General features: G+C 32.6%; 14 protein-coding genes. All 14 read right to left on the minus strand.

What is annotated here, in order from left to right; translation table 11 throughout:
- Positions 1–17 precede the first annotated feature (17 nt).
- On the minus strand, positions 18–1,874 hold the full coding sequence (locus tag SRT_RS10650; protein WP_230401472.1) for a beta-ketoacyl synthase N-terminal-like domain-containing protein: 1,857 nt from the start codon (positions 1,872–1,874) through the stop codon (positions 18–20).
- A gap of 20 nt (positions 1,875–1,894) precedes the next feature.
- Positions 1,895–3,277: an SDR family NAD(P)-dependent oxidoreductase gene (locus tag SRT_RS10655; RefSeq protein ID WP_223213894.1), complete on the minus strand. Its 1,383-nt coding sequence runs from the start codon at positions 3,275–3,277 to the stop codon at positions 1,895–1,897.
- A complete protein-coding gene (locus tag SRT_RS10660; protein ID WP_223213895.1) occupies positions 3,277–4,992 on the minus strand; it encodes a KS-MAT linker domain-containing protein in 1,716 nt (571 codons plus the stop codon). The genes SRT_RS10655 and SRT_RS10660 overlap by 1 nt, the downstream gene beginning before the upstream one ends.
- A gap of 8 nt (positions 4,993–5,000) precedes the next feature.
- The gene (locus tag SRT_RS10665; RefSeq protein WP_223213896.1) at positions 5,001–6,902 is read right to left on the minus strand and encodes a type I polyketide synthase; all 1,902 of its coding nucleotides are present in this window, start codon (positions 6,900–6,902) and stop codon (positions 5,001–5,003) included.
- 32 nt (positions 6,903–6,934) lie between these two features.
- The gene (locus SRT_RS10670) at positions 6,935–8,413 is read right to left on the minus strand and encodes an SDR family NAD(P)-dependent oxidoreductase (RefSeq protein WP_223213897.1); all 1,479 of its coding nucleotides are present in this window, start codon (positions 8,411–8,413) and stop codon (positions 6,935–6,937) included.
- Positions 8,406–9,860: a polyketide synthase dehydratase domain-containing protein gene (locus SRT_RS10675; RefSeq protein WP_223213898.1), complete on the minus strand. Its 1,455-nt coding sequence runs from the start codon at positions 9,858–9,860 to the stop codon at positions 8,406–8,408. The genes SRT_RS10670 and SRT_RS10675 overlap by 8 nt, the downstream gene beginning before the upstream one ends.
- Before the next feature lie 26 nt (positions 9,861–9,886).
- A complete protein-coding gene (locus SRT_RS10680) occupies positions 9,887–11,341 on the minus strand; it encodes a type I polyketide synthase (protein ID WP_223213899.1) in 1,455 nt (484 codons plus the stop codon).
- A complete protein-coding gene (locus SRT_RS10685; RefSeq protein WP_223213900.1) occupies positions 11,293–11,763 on the minus strand; it encodes an acyl carrier protein in 471 nt (156 codons plus the stop codon). Before SRT_RS10685 ends, SRT_RS10680 begins: the two co-directional genes overlap by 49 nt.
- A gap of 32 nt (positions 11,764–11,795) precedes the next feature.
- Complete coding sequence (locus SRT_RS10690; RefSeq protein ID WP_323130067.1) at positions 11,796–12,887, minus strand: SDR family NAD(P)-dependent oxidoreductase; 1,092 nt, start codon at positions 12,885–12,887, stop codon at positions 11,796–11,798.
- Complete coding sequence (locus tag SRT_RS10695) at positions 12,830–13,168, minus strand: hypothetical protein (protein WP_223213902.1); 339 nt, start codon at positions 13,166–13,168, stop codon at positions 12,830–12,832. The genes SRT_RS10690 and SRT_RS10695 overlap by 58 nt, the downstream gene beginning before the upstream one ends.
- Before the next feature lie 135 nt (positions 13,169–13,303).
- Positions 13,304–14,302 (minus strand): acyl carrier protein, encoded by a 999-nt coding sequence (locus tag SRT_RS11030; RefSeq protein WP_230401473.1) that lies wholly within the window; start codon positions 14,300–14,302, stop codon positions 13,304–13,306.
- A 59-nt stretch (positions 14,303–14,361) separates the two neighbouring features.
- Entirely contained in the window at positions 14,362–16,584 is a 2,223-nt protein-coding gene (locus SRT_RS10705; protein WP_230401474.1) for a type I polyketide synthase, read from the minus strand.
- 17 nt (positions 16,585–16,601) lie between these two features.
- Entirely contained in the window at positions 16,602–19,712 is a 3,111-nt protein-coding gene (locus tag SRT_RS10710; protein WP_223213904.1) for a beta-ketoacyl synthase N-terminal-like domain-containing protein, read from the minus strand.
- The gene (locus SRT_RS10715) at positions 19,682–20,500 is read right to left on the minus strand and encodes an SDR family NAD(P)-dependent oxidoreductase (protein WP_223213905.1); all 819 of its coding nucleotides are present in this window, start codon (positions 20,498–20,500) and stop codon (positions 19,682–19,684) included. The genes SRT_RS10710 and SRT_RS10715 overlap by 31 nt, the downstream gene beginning before the upstream one ends.
- Positions 20,501–20,519: the final 19 nt, after the last annotated feature.

Genomic DNA, 20,519 nt, shown 5'->3' on the forward strand with positions numbered 1-20,519 from the left:
TCTTTTCCCTCCTTTACTTAGTATTCCTCTTTAGACTCATCAACAATCTCTAACATACACCTAAACTTATCTTGTTCCATGTTCTCTGTTTCTTCAATATCTAACATAGGTCTAAGTCTAAAAAATTCTTGATTCGAAGCTTTTTTTTCTATTACAAAATTATCCTGCCCCTTCTTTTCAAGCCAATATCTTTTTTTATTAAACTGCTGCGGTAATAACGCTGTTCTAATATTATTTTCTGCATTAATACGTTCTACTTCCTCATCACTAACTATGATATGTGCATTTGTTCCTCCAAATCCGAGAGAACTAATACCGGCGCGACATACTCCTTTACGAGGTTTCCAATTCATTACCTCTTTGATAGGATAGAATGGAGATTCTTCAAAATGCAATCTTGGATTCGGTGTTTCACAATTCAAAGTTGGGACCATTTTTTTATTGTATACACATAAAACAGTCTTTATAAAACTTGCAACACCTGCTGCACTCAATAAATGCCCTATATTTGTCTTTACACTTCCAATACCACAATATTGTGTTTCACTAGTATGCTTTTTAAATGCGTTTGTTAATGCTCTTAATTCAATTGGATCTCCAATCATAGTTCCAGTTCCATGAGCTTCAATCATACTGATAGAATCTGCACTTACATTAGCCTTTTCCATAGCGTTTAAGATAACAGCCTGTTGAGCTTTCGGATTTGGTGTTGTCAATCCCATTGTATTACCATCATTATTCACTGTTGCTGCCTCAATAACTGCATAAATATGATCTTTATCTTGAATCGCTTTATCTAACCGTTTCAACATGACACAACCACAACCTTCGCCTAAAGCAAATCCATTTGCCTTTTCATCAAATGTATGACATTTTCCATCTGGCGATAGTGCCTGTGATTCACTTAGCAATAAGAATGATTTTTCGTCCAATAATAATTCTACACCACCAGCAATCGCCATCTCTGATTCTTCTGTTATTAAACTTTGGCAAGCTAAATAAATGCTAACTAATGATGACGAACATGCTGTATCAACGACAAGACTAGGGCCAGTAACATTTAAAAACTGTGATAAATATGCTGCAATAAAATTCTGAGCACTTCCGGTAACACTCGTTTTTACAATTTTGTTATTCCTTGAGGCATAATTTTCTAGCATTCGTGCTCCCATAAAAATACCTACTTTTTTACCTGAAACTTCCTCATTCCTATATCCTGCATCTCTTAGCGTTTGTATACTATTTTCAAGAACAAGTCGACATAATGGATGCAAATACTGTGCTTCGTCACTTCTTACTTTAAAATAGTCTGCATCAAAATACTCAAAACCATCTATAAATCCACCCCACTTACTATACGTTTTTCCTTGTTTTCGTTCTGTGCTAAATAACCGTTCTATGCTCCACCTATCTTTTGGAACTTCTGTTATGCAATCTAATCCTTGATTTAAGTTATTCCAAAACTCACTAATATTCTTTGCTTTAGGAAAATCACATGCCATACCTATAACTGCAATCTTATCACTATTATTCTGAGATACTCTACGGTTCTTTGTACTATTCTCCGCTTTAGACTTTATCACTAATGTTTTATTTACAAACTCCAGTGATAAAACTTGATCCTTTTCTTCTTTATCATCAATAGTAATTTCTTTTACTATTGATTTATCTTCAAGAACACTTTCTAAAGATATACTATTTTCTAAGAATTTTGATAAAGAAACTAGTGTCGAATATTCAATTAATATTGATGGCTCGATTTTTATATCAAATGCATCCTCAATCTCTTTCATAATCTCAGCTATGATAATAGAATCAACACCAAAATCATTAAACGCAATATTATTTTTCAGTTGATCTATAGGGATTCCCAATTTTGAGGAAAACACATTCTTTAACTTAATAAGTATAGCTGTCTCTTGTTTTGATAAACTTTCCGCAGTTCTTTTTTCTTTACAATCTGTGTATTGTCGTTATTCAATCGGTCTGTATTCAACTTAACCTTGTTATCTAAAAGATCGGAAGTCTTAAAATCTTCTTTTACTACTAAAGGTATAACATTATCCACAGCTTCGTATTTCAATGAACGTCTGAATAAAGAGAGTCCCTGTTTATTATCAATTGATATAAATCCAAGATTTTTATATACTGAACTCTTAATCGTTCCCATACCCACACTTTTCCAGCTTGGCCAACTGATTGTTTTGTAATATGTATATCCATTCTGATTTTGATATCTTGCATACGCATTCAGGAAATCATTTGCAGCTGCATAATCACTATTTCCAACAGCAAGGGACGGAATAACTCCTGATATTGAAGAAAACAAAACAAAGAATTGAAGTTGATCTTCTACAAATATATCATGTAAAACCTGTACTCCTAAAATCTTAGGTTCAAAAACTTTCTTCATATCTGCAACTGACTTATTTATAAATGCTGGGTTCTCAATATTTGAAACACCGGCACAATGAATAACACCATAAATCTCTCCAAATGTGTTTCTTATTTCTGTAAAATAATTTGCCACCTTTTCCTTGTCTAATAGAGAACCCGAATAAATTCTAATTTCAGCACCTTTTTCTTCAAGATCTTGAATCAATCGAATTCTTGTTTTTATAGCATTTGATATCTCATTCGAATTAAGCGCGCTACTCCATTCTTTTTTTGAAGGGATCAACTGTCGTCCCATTAAAACTAACTTACGAAAACCTTTTTCCACTAATTTATTTGCGAGTAATGCACCAATACCATGTGTTCCACCAGTAATCACAACAACTTTATCTTTACTTACTCTAATTCCAGCAAATCCCTTTGATTTTGCAGAGTCTAACTCTTTCATGTATGTTACATAGCGTTTTCCCTCACGGTAACAGATTTCCGTTGCTAACCCGAAATGTCCTACTTCATAATAAACAATATCTGCAATATCCTGAATTCTATCTAATTCAATGTCAATATCAACTGTCTTTGATAGTATCTTTCCATATTCTGATCCAAGCATTTTAACAAATCCAGCAATATCAGCACCTAAAAGTGTAGATTGATTGTTTTTGAATTGTTGTAAGCCATTAGTAATATGTACAATGTATCCTCTGTTTCCTGATATATGCTTCACAAATCTTTGCAACAATCTAATCTTTCCATATTGAACCCTAATTGATGAAACTTGATTTTTATGTATATCAGATAAATCAACAATAGTGGCTATTTCACCAAATTCATTTGTCACAACATTAATAAACTGTTCTCCTTGCTCCTCATCAACGAAATTCATTATGTAATAATTATTTTTTGCTTAGCAAACTCTTCTCCGTTTTTAACAGTTATTACAGTTTGACTCTTTCTAAATTGAATTGCTAACTTTTCTGCAATACTAATTGAATAATCATTTGCAAGAAGTACTACTGTTTTATTTAATTCCTCTTCTATATCTTCAGGTTCCGGTACCTGCTTATAGCCTTTTGTAAATATTCTTTCAACAGGTGTATTCTTCTCTGAATATCTAACTTCTACTTGTTCCGTCATTACTCCCTCTAATTTCAGAAGCACGTTTCCATAACCATCTAAGACATAGCTTTCCTCTCCATCAATATAAATCCACTTTGCATTTGCTACTGGACGAAACCTACAGATTTCCTTAATTTGAAAAACCATATTAACTTCATGAGATGTTTGATTCATATTTATTGCTATAAAGATTGATTGAAATATAGTTTCTAAAACATATGGATTAATTTCAACAATCTGGTTCATATCATCTATCATGGATAAATCCGATATTTCACATAGGATCTTTTTATTCTCTACAATCTTTAAAGATTCTATAAATTGCTGAGTTGGCGTATATTCATATCCTACCTTATCTAATACTTCATAGCACTTTTGTTTTGAATAGTATTGCCTACACACTTTCTGAAGTTTATCAATATCTATTCTCATATTAGCAACACCTAAATCCTTGACAACTTCCAATACACCTTTTGAATAAATTATTTTATTATTTTCCCCATAATCAGAACTTATCTCATATATAAAATTTTGGTTCTCTCTCTTTAAATTAACAAACAATACCTTTTCATCAGATGAAAATACGACTGGACTATTAAACTCAACTTTTTTAATTCTCTGCACTTTTTCACCAAATAAAGCATCTTCCGCTGCTTCCCAAGCCATCTCCAATAAAATACTCGGCATTAGAACCATCTGTTTATTTAAGAAAAGTGAAGAAATTTTATTTTCCTCTAATCTGAAAATTGTTTCATATTTTTGTTCTGTAAAACTTGAAATATTTTTATCGAGAAATGCACTTAAAGGTCTCACTTCTTTTTCATTTAGGTCTTTTTGCAATACTTTTGTTTTTTCATACCAACACCTTTCCTTTGCAAATGGATATAACGGTAATGATACTTTAAACGGGACGTCAGTTTCATATAAAGTACCCCAGTCAATCACAATTCCACTTATATATAATTGCGCCAATTTATCTAACTCACGATTTACGATCATAGCATTAATAAAACTTTTTCCGCTCTCACCTTTCAGAAGCTTATTAACATCATGCATCTTATTATTTTCGGCGTTTCCATAGAATACACCCTCATCACATTTTTCACTATTTACATATAAATCTAACTTCTTATATAAATCGTCAATACTATTCGTAACAATGGCGAGTCGTTCTTCCATACTTATTCTACCATTCTGAAGTGTATAAGCGATTTGTCTTAGGCTCGGTTGTTTAATTATTTCTGTTTGATTATCATTTTTAGGAGCATCTTTTAGTCGAATCTGTTGATATAAATACTCGGAAATTTTTCGAAGTGATATTGTATCTTCATAGAACTCTGCCGTATATTCTATAGAATAACGATGGCTCAATTTATCCAATAATTCTGATAAATTTATTCTATCAATTCCACATTCCTCAAGTGTATCATTTATGTTGATACTGCTTTTATCAATATGTATTATATTGACAATGACTTGCAATACTTCATCTATAATCTTATCAAGATTAATATTTTTTTCATTTGTACTGTTTCCCGTATCAGTATAAATATCATAGTAGGTATTTTTATAAATTGATGTATCTCACTGGCATATTCTTTAAGTTTATTCTGATCTTTTGCCGAAATAATGATTAACTCCTTCTCGTTATCTCTCATCACTTCAGATTCGTCTTCCTCATATTCCTCTAAAATAATATGAGCATTAGAGCCACCTGCTCCAAATGAACTTACACCAGCTCTTCGTTTATAGATTTTCTTTTCATTATTCTCTACTACAACTGGTCTTTCCCAATTTTCTAAGTCATGTTGTACAAAAAATGGTGAATTATTAAAATCAATATTACTATTTAATTCTTCTGAATGAATTGAAGGAACCAGTTTCTTATATTTCATTTGAAGAATTACTTTTGTAATTGCAGCAATTCCCGCTGCAGATTCTAAATGTCCAATATTAGACTTTACTGAGCCTATTGCACAAAATTGCTTATCATCAGTATATTTGCGAAAAGCTTTATTTAAACCAGCAATCTCAATTGGATCGCCTAATGCTGTACCTGTTCCATGTGCTTCTATATAACTTAATGTACGTGGATTGATTTTACTATGCTTTAAAGCATTCGAAATCACTCTTCCCTGTTGAACTGGATTAGGTACGGTGAATCCGCTTGTCTTTCCACCATGATTAATTTCACTCGCTTTTATAATTGCGTAAATGTGATCTTTATTCTTTTTAGCTTTACTCAGCGGCTTCAATAGTACAGCACCAACACCTTCTCCTGGGATATAGCCATCTCCTCCATTACCAAACGTATGGCATCTGCCTGTACTATCCAAAAACTTAGTTTGCCCTAATAACATGTATTTATTAGGATGAATGCTTACGTTTACACCTCCTGCTATCGCAGCTTCACATTCACCTTTACGAATACTCTCACATGCCAGATGAATGGAAGTTAATGACGAGGAACACATTGTATCAATTGCCATACTTGGCCCACAAAAATTAAAAGTATAGGAAACACGATTTGCTATAGATGCATAGGAAGAACCTAATGCAATAGAATTTCCTTTCAGTGTTTCCTCAATTCCATAAAATTGATACTCTCCATACATGACTCCGACAAACACACCAACATTGCCATTACACAGTTTATCCACTTTATATCCTGAATCTTCAATTGTATGCCATGCTGTTTGGAGGAATAAACGCTCTTGCGGATCTAAATGTTGCGCCTCCAAAGGGGTCATATGGAAAAATAGAGCATCGAATTTATCAACATCATCAATAAATCCACCCCATTTACCATTAGATTTACCTTTAACGCCTTTTTCCGGCTGATAATATTTTTTATAATCCCAACGTTCTAAAGGAATCTTCGATATACAATCCCTTCCAGATTTCAAATTCTCCCAATATTCATCCAAATTAGTAGCCATTGGATATCTTCCGCTTACACCAATAATTGCAATTTCCTCTTCGGGAATATTGCTATCCATTACATTTGTTACAATTTTAGCACCCTGTATTTTCTGTTTCGGTTGTGTAAAACGATTCGAGAACTTACTGTTCTGAACAATATCTTTCTTACTTTTCATCTGCTGCTTATCATTATCCACTTTATCTAACTGAAAGAGTTTTATCAAAGTGTTCTGATGCTGAGATATAAAATAAGCACTCAAATCATTGATATTCTGATATTCATAAAATAAAGTTTTTGGCAATTCACCAAATTTTTCTTCTAAACTTCTCGTCATATTTACTGTTGTTACGGAATCAAGACCATATTCACCGAATGATTTTTCTTCTGTTATCTTTTCTTCCAGAAGCTTTATCTCATCTGATAAAACTTTTTTTAACAGCTTAATTGTCTGATCATGGATCGTTTCCAAACTTACATTTGAAACACTTTTGTCTGCCCTAGTTATTTTTTTTCTTTCTGAAATATATTTTCTCTAATTTTATTGACATCACCATACATTACTCCTACTTGAGAATATGGAAATTTAATACTTGTTTCAAATATCTTTAACCCACTGCCATCACTAATTGGCTCAAAACCAATCTTCTTCTTCATCCATTCCTTTGTACTCTCATTAGCTTTCATTCCACCTTTGTCCCATAATGGCCAATCAATAGCTATCGTTTTCCCATATCTTTTCCCAGCTGCCACTTTTCTATTTCTATTAGCAGCAAATTCATCCAGATAACGGTTTGCGTACGCATAATCACATTGTCCAACATTCCCTATAATAGAAGTTGTTGATGAATTAAGTATCATGAAATCTAATGGTTCATTCCTTAGAACTTCATCAAAATTATTTATTCCGAATACTTTAGACTCCAAGGTATGTACAATATCTATCATTTTTTTATTTACATAAAGCATATCCTTTACTAATCCTGCAAAATGAATTACTCCGTCAATATGTCCATACTTAGATTTAACATATGAGACTAAGCCAACAACGCTATCTCTATCTGAAATATCTGCGGAATAGTACTCTGCATAACTCTTGGTGGCATTAAGCTTACCAATAAGTTCGCTATCCTTACATATCTTACTTCTACCTACTAAGATAATTTTTGATTTTTTATAATGAGTTGCAATATAGTACGCTATTTTCCCTCCTAACTTACCAGCACCTCCAGTAATTACATATACCCCTTGTTTTTTTAACATCTTGTTTGGATTATCATCCAAGGGAGTAGGGGGGTATTCATTAAGTTGCTTATAATAATGTATGCTTTCTTTTATCATGACTTCATTTCGATCCGAAGTAGATTGTTCTAACTCAGTCAATAAATGCTCTTTTAGTTTCTGTTCTGAGTCATCCAACCCAATTACCTTATAGCAAATGGATTGATTTTCCAAATGTACTGATTGTAGAAATGCCGCTATACATGAACTGTGTATAGTAGCTTTATCATCAGATAATGGATAACAATAATAGATCATCTTATTCATTGATACTGATAACTTTGAAATCCATTGTACTGTATCTAATACAAGTTTCAGATCTTTTATTACTAACGTATTTATGTCTTCGTCCAGAAAAGCTGAACTAATCACTACGTCATTAATAGGAATTTTCTTTTCAATAATTTTAGCGAATACTTCTTTATAATTTTCAGCTGTAGCCTGCAATACTTTGCCGTTAGTTCTTTCTTTCAGTATTTTATACATCTCTTCAGAAGATCCAATATATACTGTAGACTCCGACTTTCTTTCCCGATCAGGTTTCTGGGTAGCATTTATCTTTTTCCATTCGAGGTTGCAAAAGATTACTTTTGAATCATCAATATTATCTTTACTCTGACTACTTTTATATAACTTAGCTGCGTCTGTTGCTGTTATCTCACCGTTCTTCAGTCTGTTCACTATATCTTCTACTTTATTCATAGTCATAGTTCCCTCCATTTAATAAGTATTCAATTTCTTCCTGTTTAGCGTTTCCATTTTGTATATTCTCAAAAATATGTAATACAGTCTCATCTGAAAGTTTGTGATTTTGGATTTCAGAACTTCTTACCTTTTTTACAGTATATCCACTCACTTTTACTAATACTCTTCCCTCATCATTTAAAATATAGATCTCAAATCTAAATTGGTTCTTTTGTAATTCCTGTTCTTTGGACTCCATTATATATGCAAAACACCTTTCAGGTACTCTATTGAATATCTCTATTTTATCAATTTTATGTGGTAAATACATATTTCCTTTGATTTCAACGCTTTTATTGACTGCCATTACTGATTGAAAAGCACCATCAATTATTGATGGATGAAGTACATAAAATTTACTATCCTCTTTATATTTATTCGGAATATGTATCCGAGTTAATACCTCATTACTATTACTATAAACTGTCTTGATCGATTGCATATATGGACCATATGCAAAACCATATTCTTGGAACTTTTCATAACATTTTTCGCCATCAGTTTCTTTTGTACATCTGGATTTTATTAATTCTATATCAAAAATCTCTGCGCATAATTTATCAATTGGATCATATATGATCTGCCCATAGCAATGCATCGTATCTATATCATCCTGTATTGTCTTCACCTCAAATTTAATATTTTCTTCTGTTGGTTTCAAGACAATCTTACATGTTACTAAAGAATCAGTGAGCTGTAACGGCTTAGTCCAGTAAACATTCTCTAATACTGTAATATCCTCTTCTTTGATTGCATCTTGTGCACAAAAACGCACCAGTTCCAGATAGGCAGCCCCCGGAAGAATCATTTCACCATCAATTCTATGATCTCTAATATATAAGTCCTTGGATGAAAATTCTTTGCAATAATACTGTTCATTAAAATCTGACTTATTGTTATCAACCATAGGATGTAATTTATCTACCTTACCTATGCTGTTAACAATTGGTACCCAATAATGCTCTTTTTCAAATGGGTAAGTTGGGATTGATCTTTTAAAAGGATAGTTTCCGTGATACAGCTTATCCCAATTACTTTTCTGACCCTTAACCCATATTTTTGCTAAATAAATTAATTGATGTTTATCGAAAAATGTATTTTCACTTAAGTTAGTCTCTTTCTGATTCATATTATATGTTTCGAGTGACGTAATAACAGTATCACTACTTATCTCTTTTAAATTTTCTGCTACACAAATCCTTTCTAATGTATCTTTTAAATCTGTTAATGTCTCAACATAAATAGCCACTCTTACATCTTTTGTATTTCTACCGCATTGAAGAACATATGCTATTTCTTCCAGAAAGATATCTACATCACTATCGTTCTCGTATCTGCTGAACTTTATATACATAGCAAGTTCCTTTGCAATTTGCTTTACTCCCTCCTCTGAATTTGCCGACAATAAGAATAAGTTTTTGAGTCCGTTATTTACTTTTGTTTTTTTCTATCTTCTTTATACTCTTCAATAATTACATGTGCATTTGCTCCACCTGCACCAAATCCGCTAATTGCTGCTTTTCGTGGTGATTCTATAAGCTGATTCCCTTTCTCTATCATTATTGTTCTCCAATCTTCAAGTTTTTGTTGAACAAAAAGAGGGGTCTCTTCAAATTTGATATTAGGATTAAGTTCATTGGTGTATAATGATGGAGCGAGCTTTTTATATTTTAGCTGTGCTAAAATTTTTGCGATTCCAGCCAATCCGGCCACACCCTCCTGATGACCAATATTAGACTTTACTGATCCTATTGGACAAAACATTTTCTTATCTGTATACTTTTTATATGCCTTAGTTATACCTGTTACTTCAATTGGATCTCCCAGAATCGTACCTGTTCCATGCGTCTCTATATAACCTATTTCTTCAGGTGAAATATTTGCATCATTTAATGCATTACAGATAAGATTACATTGTTCTTTCGGATTAGGGACTGTGTACCCGTTGGTTTGACCGCCATGATTTATTGAACTTCCCTTTACAATACCATAAATATGGTCTTTACTTTTTTTTGCTTCTTTTAATGGCTTTAACAACAAGGAGGCAACTCCTTCTCCTGGAACAAAGCCATCTGCATCTATACTAAATGCATGACATTTTCCTGTTGGCGAAAGCATATGCAACTGAGAAAATAATACATATTTATTTGGATGGGTATATAGATTAACACCACCAACAATTGCAGTGCTACAATCACCATTTTTTAGACTTTGACAAGCTATGTGTAATGCCGTCAAGGATGAAGAACACGCAGTATCTAATGTCACACTTGGTCCGTTAAAATTGAAAAGAAATGATATTCTGTTTGCTAAGGACCAAGGAAGCGAATTCGGTGTTACATAATTCCCCTTATTCCATTCGTCAATGCCAATCAAATTATACGTATAACTTGTGCAACCAATAAATACCCCAACATTCTGTTTTGACTTCTCAGTATATTGGTGGCTCAATACTTCTTTTGTATATCCTGAATCCTCCATAACATGCCACACTGATTCTAAAAGTAATCTTTCCTGTGGATCCATTAATTCTGCCTCCTTTGGTGTTATTCCAAAAAATAATGGATCAAAATCACTGATATCTTTTAAGAATCCTCCCCATGGGCAGTAATACTTTCCTTGTTTTACTTTAATATTATCGCTATCATAATAAGCTTCATTATTCCAACGTTCTTCAGGAACTTTGGTTATTGCACTTTCTTCATTAGCAAGCAAACTCCAAAGCTCATCCAGATTATTCGCCTTTGGGAAACGTATATTAACACCGATTATCGCGATATCATCTTGGTTAATGGATATTATCTGCTTTTCTCGTTCAAATAATTTAGGCTCATTTTCTACTTTTTCCGCTTGTATTGCTGTATCTTCAAAAGAAAAATATGGCATAGTTGTTCTTTATATTCTTGAGCTACATAATTAGCAAGTTCTCTAATTGTTTGATATTCAAATAAAATGGTCTTGGATAGTCTGACTAATTTCTTTTCAATGATTTCATTAAATTCCTTTACAATGAATGAATCAACACCATATTCTTGAAATCTTATATCCATATCCAGTTCATCCACTGAAATACTTAGTAAATCAGAAAACAGTTCAACAAAAAACGTCTCTGTCTTCTCTATCAAGCGATTATTATCTGTTACCGCCGATTGATTGGTGCAATTATTGTTATTCTTTTTGTCACTCCTATTCATTTGATTCAATTTGCTTCGTAATTTTTCTGATCCATACATGACAATAGCTTGGTTTTCTTCTATTTTGTCCCTTAATGTATGTTCCAAAACAGTTATAGCACTTTCATTTGACATGGCTTTCATTCCAAAGTCTATCTGATAATCTCTTAAAAGGTTATTAGATAGCTCCATCCCACCATCTTTCCAAAAAGGCCAGTTAATTGAAATTGTCTTTCCTGAACACTCCTTTTTCTCACTCTCTTATTTCTATATTCCGCAAAATTATCCATAAAGCTATTTGCATATGAATAATCAATCTGTCCAACATTTCCTGTGACTGCTGATACAGATGAAAAATAAGCCATAAAGTCTAAATTTTCATTTTTAGTGACCTTATCCATATTGAGTGTACCTTTTACTTTAACATCTATAACCTGTTTAAAATCCTGTATTTTCTTATTACTAATATAACTGTCTTTTATAATTCCTGCACATTGAATAATTCCATTTATTTTATGGAATTGATTCTTCGTTTTCAACACTACTCTTTTTACGTCTTCGATATTTGTAACGTCTGCGCTTAAATACTGTACTGATACTCCCAATTCAGCAATACGACTAATTTTTTTCTCAATAAAGTTATTATTCTTTGTTCTTCCAACTAATACTAATGATGCATGATATTTTTTTGCAAGATAATATGCAATTATAGTACCAATTTTTCCTGCACCACCAGTAATAATATAAACCCCATTTTCTCTAAGTAAACTCTTACCTTGATTTTCAGTATTTCGCTTATTTTCTTTAAGTTTCCTGATATAACGTAACTTATTCTGATATTTTATTTCGCATATTTCCTCTTGCGAATGTATCTCTTCCCATATTTCATTGAAAAGGCTACTATCATTCTCATATATCAAAGTTTTTATGTACAACTTATTACATTCTATGTTCACTGTTTTTGCAATTGCACTTACTGCTCTGTTATAGGAGTCAGATACTGTATCTGTTTCTTTAAATGGATTTATGATCTGTATTTTCTTGTCTCTTATCTTTAGAAGAGCCTGACACAGATATAGCAAAATGTAACAATTATTCTCTGGCTGTTTTTCTCCCCATAAATTAATAATTCTGTCTGGCACGCTTATTTCATTCGCTACTTGTTGAAGCAACTCTTCATAATCGCTAAAACTGCTTGGATTCATAATATACTCTGTATCAGTAATCTTTTGAAAGCACTCACCTCTTTTGGCAAGAATGACTTTCTCTCCTGTATGTTCGCACTTTTTTCGAGTTCGTTATACAGACTACGATCTGTATCCAGTATTAAATAGCAATAATTATTTGTACTTTGAAGAGGTTCAGAATCAATCTGAACCCACTCCTGTTGAAAGTACATTAGAAAAGACTTATCTTCCTTTGCTTCTTGCAATTGTCCTGTTATTAAATCTTTTAGCATTTTCTCTGCCTCATAAATGGAAAGTTTATTATCATGAACCTTCTCCAATATCTGATTGCGTTTCATCAAATTAGAATTCATATTCTCTCATTGTATAATATTAAAAAAACTACTATTATACTTCTCCTTCCTTATTTATTTGTGAGGCTTGTTGCATAATTAAGTTATCTGCCTCCTCAATACTAATGTTATTTCTTTGCAATTGATCTAATATCTCTAAAAGATCAGGTGATTTCTTTTTAATCCAATGTCTTTTTTTGCAAATGAATATGTTGGTAGTGAGACTTTATATGGTAATGTGTCATAGAATAATGTCCAATCTATACTGATTCCTTTCGTCCATTCTTTTGCTACATGTTCTACACTGTAGTTGCCTTCCAGCATCTCTTGTTTTAATACTTCTCCGTACTGCCGTACTTCTGTCCTTGTTAAATTTATATCTTTCGTATTGCATGTATATATTTGGTCTGATTGTTCTCCCTCCACATACTTCTTCAATTGTATATACAAATCTTCCAGATTATCAGCTATGATAGCTAATCTCTCATTCATTTCTTCTCGCCCGATTTGAAGTGTATATGCAACATCATTAACATCCATCATCTCAGCGTCTACAATTCTATGTTCCAGACCTATATGATCTTTTATCAATTCTATGATTTCATTTAATGTACATACACTTGTCACATCACTAATATTCAGTACAATGCTATACCTTTGCTCAATCTTTGTAAGCAACTTGCTGATTAAGAATGGTTCAAAACCAATATCAAGTAAACTGTCATTTCCATCTATTGCATTACTTTCAACTTGCAATACACCTGCTGCTAACTTATATACTTCCGAATTATTAAACGATGTTTGAGTCGTTGTATACCTTAACCTTTTCGCTAAGAAATCTCTAAATTTCGCTGAATACTCAAACAAACGTTTTTGATTTTTTGCTGAGAAAACGAATATAAATGGTCTGTTATTACAATGTGATTTTACATGATATTGTTTCATCTTTTCTAGAATCATATATACATTTGTTCCTCCAAAACCGAAAGAACTTATTCCAGCTCTTAATGGCATTTCATTTCCATCAATATCCTTTAAATACCCCCACTTTTTCATCTTATTTACAATATAGAATGGAGAGTTTTCTAACTTAATATATGGATTTATTTTCTTCACGTATAAACTAGTTGGTAGTACTTCATATTTCATTGCCATAAGTACTTTTATCACACTTGCTATTCCAGCTGCTGGTTCAAGATGCCCTATGTTCGATTTCACTGAACCCAGACCACAATAATTAGTTTGTTTTTACAGATGAAAAGCTTTTTTAAACCGTCTACTTCTATTGGATCTCCTAATTCTGTACCCGTTCCATGCGTCTCAATATATGAAATTGAATTAGGATTGACCAATGCCTTTTCATGCGTTTCTATTATTAACTCAGCTTGTGATTCAGAATCCGGTGCAGTAATAGATGACGCTTTCCCTCCATGTTTTTCATTTGTTGCACAAATAACTGCATAAATATGATCATGATCTTCTATTGCTTTATTCAATGGTTTTAACAGGATACTGCCCACACCTTCGCCCTTTACAAAGCCATTTGCACTCTCGTCAAATACCTTACACTTTCCATCTGGTGATAATATCTCAAGTTTACTCGCTATTATATAATTCATTGGAGACAATGATAAACTTACTCCTCCTGCAATGGCCATCTCACATTCACCATTATTAATTGCAGTTACTGCTCTATGAATCGCAACCATACTACTTGAACATGCAGTATTAACTACTTCACTTGGTCCTTTAAAATTCATAAAATATGATACACGGTTACTCAACATTGCAAGCATATTTCCAACAGGTATTTGTACTCTAGACTCTCCTAACTCATCCCATATCATATTTTGGTAATCATTAAAACTTGCGCCTACAAATACACCTATATTTTTACCCGATAACGATGAAGCCTTATAACCAGCATCTTCTATTACTTTCCATGATGATTGAAGAAACAGACGTTGTTGTGGATCCATTAGCTCTGCTTCCTTTGGAGAGATATTGAAAAATTGTGCATCGAACTTGTCTACATCATTTATAAACCCTCCCCACTTAGAGATTGATTTATTTTTTGCGCCTTTTTCGGGACTATACATATTTTCAAAGTTCCATCGATTTTTTGGAATTTCTGTTACCATATCTTTTTCGTTTATTAAATTTTCCCAAAACTCTTCAATACTATCTGACTGTGGAAATACACCATCAGCTCCAATAATTGCAATATATGGTATGCTCTCTTCCGTGTATCCTTTCTCCACTTCAGGTTCTTCATTACTTGTAATATCTGATATTTCCTGAATTTTTTCTACTGTACCTGTCGTTTCATGAAGGCTACATACTTCCTTGATTTTTTCCCTGTATTCTTCCATAAGATACTTCGACAAATCTTTTAAATTACTATGAGCATAAAATACTGTTGGCAGAACTTCAACTCCTAATCCACTTTCAATTGCCTCAGAGAATTCTTTTAAGCTTATAGAATCAAATCCATATTCACCAAAATTCTCATATTCATTCAGCCTATCTTGATCTAAATGAATAATTTGAGCTGCCATCTCTTTAAGATTACTTAAAAGAGTTTCTTCTACCGACTCAGTATTCTGAGTCGTGTGATTAAGTACTACCTGATTGCTCTTTATCGCTTTAGATGTCTTTTTGTGTGATACAGTATTCAAAATATTATCAGCTTTATTCTTTTCTCCTACTATAACCGTTATATCTGTCTGATTGCTTTCTAGGCACTTATCAAATGCTTTCATACCATTCTCTGTATCTAAATAAGACATTCCGGAAGTTTTAAGATATAGCTTTTCAGAATCACTACTACCGTGCATTCCTCCATCACGCCATAAAGGCCAATTAATCGTAATCGTCTTACCATTTCTTAGTCCTTGTCTTCTTAAACGCTCTCTGTATCTGGCCATACCTAAAAGAAAACAATTTCCAATAGAATAATCACATTGTCCGAAATCACCCAAAACAGCACTTAAAGATGAAAACATGATAAATACATCCAAATTCTCTCTAGCAAGTTCTTGTTCTAAAATCATACTTCCTTGAATTTTAGGTGATAAACACTTTTTGATATCGGTCAATTCTTTATCAACAATCATCTGATTGTTGTAAATTCCAGCTGCATGGATTACAGCATTTATTCCTCCAAATGTTTCTTTAATCTGAACTATTGCATTTCTTACACTATTCTGGTTAGAGACATCTGCTGGGGTATAGATGATATCCATTCCTTCCTTTTTTAATGATTTAAGTTTATTCAGATTCTCATCATTTAATGGAGAACGCCCAAGTAATGCGATCTTTGCCTGATACTTATTAGATAAGTGTCTTGCCATAGCTAATCCCAAACTTCCAAATCCACCAGTAATTACCCACACTTTTTCCGTCATATTTAAAGAATCGGATGACTGCTCTTCCATTAATTCACTATATTCTCTTATGTAGAACTTATTTTTTCAATCTTCAATATTTTGCATTGATAAATATCATTACTATAAATCAAATTCAATAAGTTGTTATCTAATAAAGATATTTCATTTTGATCTTTACTCTTAAGAATTGTAAGGAAATCAATATTCTTATTAGCCTGTTTCAGTGACAAGCTATATCCAAATATGGACTCTGCATACGGATTTACTTCATCTTCCAACACACCATGTACATACACCATCTTAATCTTGTTCTTAACATTTTCACTTGCTATTGCTTTTATCATACTAAAGATAGAATATATGTTATCTTTTCCAGTGAAATCATTCATATATTCTGTTTCTTCTATCTTGACCTCATGGTTTAAAAACAAAATTATTTCTGGTAAATTGCACTCTTTCTTTAGTATTTCAAATAACTTTACGAAATCCTGGCTATTGTTCTTATTAATAACGAAATAATTTCTTTCTGTCCTACAGAATTCTTTTCCATAAACTATATTAATACAATAATCTTCCATTATTCCAAAGTTTCTTAAAATTTTCAGATCATTTTTAGCATCTTGTTGACTATCATTGACAATCAGTATCCTTTTAGTTATATCAATTTTTTTAGCAACATATTCATATTCTTTCCATTTCATACCATACAAACACAATTTGCTGCTCATTTCGTTCTTTACAGAACTTGGAGTAATTTTATTAGGTTCTTCCACCTCATTGATCCAATACCTTTCTTTTGCAAACGGATAACCTGGCAATGGAATTTTCTTTCCACAATTTATTTCGTAAAATTCTGACCAGGAAACATGAAAGCCACGTACCCATAGTTTTGCCAACTTTTCAACTTTTCTGTTATTAATTAGCTGTTCAAAATATACATTTCTTTCTTCATCATCTAACAGATTATTCATCTCTTCCCTATTTTTATTATATGTTCCAACAAATATCTCATTGTCTGAATAGTTTCCATCTAAATACTGGCTCAATTTTCTTGTTACATCTTCTAAACTTGGAGCAAAAAATGCTAATCTTTCATTCATTTCATTTTCTCTATGCTGTAAAGTATACGCAAGGTTTTGAATTGAAATGTAGTTTCTACTTTTCTTCTTCTGAGTAAGCACTTTAGTGAGATACACATAAAGATTGGATGCATACTCTCTAAGGCGATCTTTATTTTTTGCAGATAACAAAATTACATTTGGAATGTTATTTTTCTCTTTTATATCCAAAGTATTCTTATATTCTTCAAGTATCAAGCTAACATTCGTACCTCCGGCACCAAACGCACTAATTAAAGCACGTCTCTTATCTCCTGCTATTACTTTCCAATCCTCGTAACTTTGTTGCACTTTAAATCGTGACTCATCAAGATGAATATATGGATTTAATCTTTCTGAGTGTAATGATTTAACCAGTTTTTTATGTTGCATTTGTAATAGAATTTTAACCACTCCAGATATGCCTGCTGCAGATTCCAAATGACCAATATTCGATTTAACAGAACCAATAGCACATACCCCGTTGTTAAATTTTACATTTGCGAAAGCTTTATCCAGTCCAAGAATTTCAATTGGATCACCTAATGAAGTTCCTGTTCCATGACACTCAATGTAACTAATTGTCTCCAATGGTATGTTGGCTTTTCTAACAGCCTCAACGATTACCGCTTCTTGTGCATTTGGATTTGGTACAGAATATCCATTTGTTTTTCCTCCATGATTTGTAGCATATCCTTTAATAACTCCATAAATATAATCTCCATCTCTTCTGGCTTTTCTAAGCGGTTTTAATAAGACCGCACCAACTCCTTCACCGGGTACATACCCATCGCCGCCTTCGCCAAAACTTCTGCATCGTCCATCTGTAGAAAGAAAATTAGCTCCACATAAAAATTGATACTTTCTAGGATGAAGTGACAAATTAACTCCACCAGCAATTGCCATTTCGCATTCATTATTCTGGATGTTTAAACAGGCCTGTCTAATCGTTTCAAGTGATGAAGAGCATGCTGTATCAAGGGTCAAACTTGGCCCGGAAAAATTCATAAAATACGATAAACGATTAGCGATATTGGAAAAAAAGGATTCAGGAAGAACGAACTCTCCTTTCTTCTCCTTAATTCCAAATAACTGATATTGGGCATACATTGCACCAACAAAAACGCCCACTTTCTTACCATAAAGTGATCTTTTAGAATATCCCGCATTTTCAACAGCATGATATGCTTCTTCCAAAAAGATACGTTCCTGAGGATCCATAGCCTCAGCCTCTCTAGGTGCTATATTGAAGAAAATAGGATCAAATTTATCAATATCTTTAATAAATCCCCCCCATTGAGTATAGATACCACCTTTTTTCTTATTATCCTCACTATAGTACAGATTATTATCCCATCGTGTTTTAGGAATTAAACTAATGCAATCCTTACCATCCCTTAAATTCTCCCAAAACTGTTCAATTGTCTCAGATTCAGGAAATCTTGCGCTCACACCAATAATAGCAATATCGTCTGACTCTAAATCTGTAGCCTTAGGATCATTCATTTTTGCTACCTCATGTTGTCTCTTTATAACTTTCTGATTGATCTCCTCTTTCTCAACTAGGAGGCCGAATAATTCTATTACTCTTTCTTTGTGATTCTCAATAAAATACTTGCCTACTTTATTCAGTGTTCCAAACTCAAAGAAAAGAGTTTTAGGAAGCTGTCCAAAATCTTTCTCCAATATTGTACTGATATCCATAACGATAATTGAATCAATACCATAACGCTCTAAATCGCTATTCTCATCAATATTAGAAGGATCTGTTTCTAATACTTTCGCTAGTATATTTTTTAAATATACTACTATCTTTTTTTGTAGATCCTTGATTTGTTTATCTTCGTTTTTTAAAAGCGGGCTTTCATAAAATTCATTTTTTGAGTATGCAATTTCTTTTACATTGTCTATTTTTAAAGCCTTTTCAATCTTTTCCTTGTTGCCTCTTAGAATCATTACGTTACAATATTCAGTCTTTAAACTATTTTCAAATCCCTTCAGACCAGCTTCCTCATCAATTCTCTCCATACCTGAATATTGATAATACATTACAGAAATATCGCCATCTGATAACTGCATACCACCATTATTCCATAATGGCCAGTTAATACAGATTGTTTTCCGTTTCTTTTATGTCTCTTACGTAACTCTTCTCTTAAATTAGAAAATTCATCCATAAACTTATTGGCCGATGCATAGCTTACACATCCATAATCTCCAACAATAGCGGATATCGAAGAAAACAAAACTATAAAATCTAAATCATGATCTTTGGTTGCAATATCCAAATTCATTGTTCCATATAGTTTAGGTGCAATTACAGCCTCAATCTCAGTCATATTGTCACTCATGATCGAAGTCTGATTAATTATTCCTGCACAATGTATAATCCCTGTAATTTCACCAATATTGCGAACCACTTGATCTACTTTATTAAAATCACATACATCGCAAGCATAATAAGTGACTTGACTACCATATCCCCTTAATTCTGTTATCTTCATTTCACTTTCTTTAGATAGCTCACTTCTTCCCAGAAGTATTAATCTTGACTGATATTTTTTTGCTATATAGGTTGAAAAGATATATCCTAAACCACCTAGACCTCCTGTAATAACATAAGTTCCATTAGATTTAATAGCACTGGAATGGTTTGATAACCCTTCATCTGAAATAGCATATAGTTCTTTTCCATAAATTTTATTTTCTGTAAAACGACTTTCATTCGCTAATAAATCATACTGTGCTATTATGCGTTCTATTGTTTCACATAGTCTGTTATCCATTAGTGATTTCACTACTTGTACCGTTTTTATAATGAATTTATTATTAATTGGCAGAACTGACTTTGATGCTGCAGCAAACATAGATTCTGTTGGAACACTG

The sequence above is a fragment of the Streptococcus troglodytae genome (assembly GCF_002355215.1).
GTDB classification, from domain to species: Bacteria; Bacillota; Bacilli; order Lactobacillales; family Streptococcaceae; genus Streptococcus; species Streptococcus troglodytae.

What these genes read in the sequence shown, in the direction of transcription:
- SRT_RS10655 (WP_223213894.1), bottom strand. Translation starts at nt 3,277, where the DNA reads ATGAATTTCGTTGATGAGGAGCAAGGAGAACAGTTTATTAATGTTGTG.
- SRT_RS10670 (WP_223213897.1), bottom strand. Translation starts at nt 8,413, where the DNA reads ATGAATAAAGTAGAAGATATAGTGAACAGACTGAAGAACGGTGAGATA.
- SRT_RS10680 (WP_223213899.1), bottom strand. Translation starts at nt 11,341, where the DNA reads ATGCCATATTTTTCTTTTGAAGATACAGCAATACAAGCGGAAAAAGTA.
- SRT_RS10685 (WP_223213900.1), bottom strand. Translation starts at nt 11,763, where the DNA reads ATGTCAAATGAAAGTGCTATAACTGTTTTGGAACATACATTAAGGGAC.
- SRT_RS10695 (WP_223213902.1), bottom strand. Translation starts at nt 13,168, where the DNA reads ATGAATTCTAATTTGATGAAACGCAATCAGATATTGGAGAAGGTTCAT.
- SRT_RS11030 (WP_230401473.1), bottom strand. Translation starts at nt 14,302, where the DNA reads ATGGCAATGAAATATGAAGTACTACCAACTAGTTTATACGTGAAGAAA.
- SRT_RS10705 (WP_230401474.1), bottom strand. Translation starts at nt 16,584, where the DNA reads ATGGAAGAGCAGTCATCCGATTCTTTAAATATGACGGAAAAAGTGTGG.
- SRT_RS10710 (WP_223213904.1), bottom strand. Translation starts at nt 19,712, where the DNA reads ATGCAGTTATCAGATGGCGATATTTCTGTAATGTATTATCAATATTCA.
- SRT_RS10715 (WP_223213905.1), bottom strand. Translation starts at nt 20,500, where the DNA reads ATGTTTGCTGCAGCATCAAAGTCAGTTCTGCCAATTAATAATAAATTC.